The organism is Vibrio sp. 811 (assembly GCF_033339195.1).
In genome coordinates this window covers 1-1,080 of the sequence record NZ_JAWOUB010000109.1, presented here as the reverse complement: position 1 = coordinate 1,080, position 1,080 = coordinate 1, and the positions used below count along the sequence as shown (strand labels likewise).

The window sequence follows — 1,080 nt, the reverse complement described above, 5'->3', positions numbered from 1 at the left end:
CCAATCCCGCCACCAATGACGTAATCGCGTATGTGCCATGTTCGACAAATGCTGAGATGAAAGCGGCCATAGAAAGTGCGCAAACGGCTTTTCAATCTTGGAAAGAGGTGGCGGTATCAGAGCGAGCGCGTTTGATGCTTCGCTATCAGCATCTTTTGAAAGAACATCATGATGAAATCGCGACCTTGCTTTCGCACGAAACGGGCAAAATCTTTGCCGATGCCAAAGGCGATGTTTGGCGCGGCATAGAAGTGGTTGAGCAAGCGGCCAACATTGCCAGCAACCTGATGGGAGAAACGGTCGAAAATGTCGCGACTGACATCGACAGCTACTCGATAATCCAGCCTTTGGGTGTGTGCTGCGGTATTACTCCGTTCAACTTTCCTGCCATGATCCCGTTGTGGATGTTTCCCATCGCAATCGCGAGCGGTAACACTTTCGTTCTTAAGCCTTCCGAGCAAGTGCCTTTAACCTCGATTCGCTTAGCTGAGCTTTTTGAAGAGGCGGGTGCGCCAAAAGGCGTATTGCAGATCGTTCATGGCCGCAAAGATCAAGTCGATTTCTTGCTTGCTCATCCCGATATTCGCGCGGTGTCTTTCGTCGGCTCAGTGCCTGTCGCGCAGTACATTTACACCACGGGAACTCAATACTTTAAACGCGTACAAGCCTTTGCTGGCGCTAAAAATCACATGGTTGTCATGCCTGATGCTAACAAAGATCACGTCATCAACAACTTGGTGGGATCATCGGTTGGTGCTGCAGGGCAACGTTGCATGGCGATTTCAGTCGCGGTGTTTGTTGGCGAGTCAAAAGCCTGGATTGCGGATCTCAAACAAGAAATGGCGAAAATCCATCCCGGCGCTTGGGATGATGAGGATGCAGCGTATGGCCCTTTGATCAGTGAGCAAGCCAAGCAGCGCGTTTTGGGTTTGATTGAGTTAGGTAAACAACAAGGTGCGGTGTGTGAACTTGATGGCAGCCAATGTGAAGTCGAAGGGTTTCCCGATGGTAATTGGATCGGGCCAACGCTGTTTAGCGGCGTAACGCCGAATATGTCGATTTACACCCAAGAGATTTTTG

1 protein-coding gene is annotated in these 1,080 nt (G+C 50.3%); it reads left to right on the top strand.

Annotated features, from left to right (window positions below; all coding sequences use genetic code 11):
- Positions 1–1,080 (top strand): CoA-acylating methylmalonate-semialdehyde dehydrogenase (mmsA, locus tag R7Q46_RS25170; protein WP_318077936.1); only part of this gene is annotated, 1,080 nt, incomplete at both ends.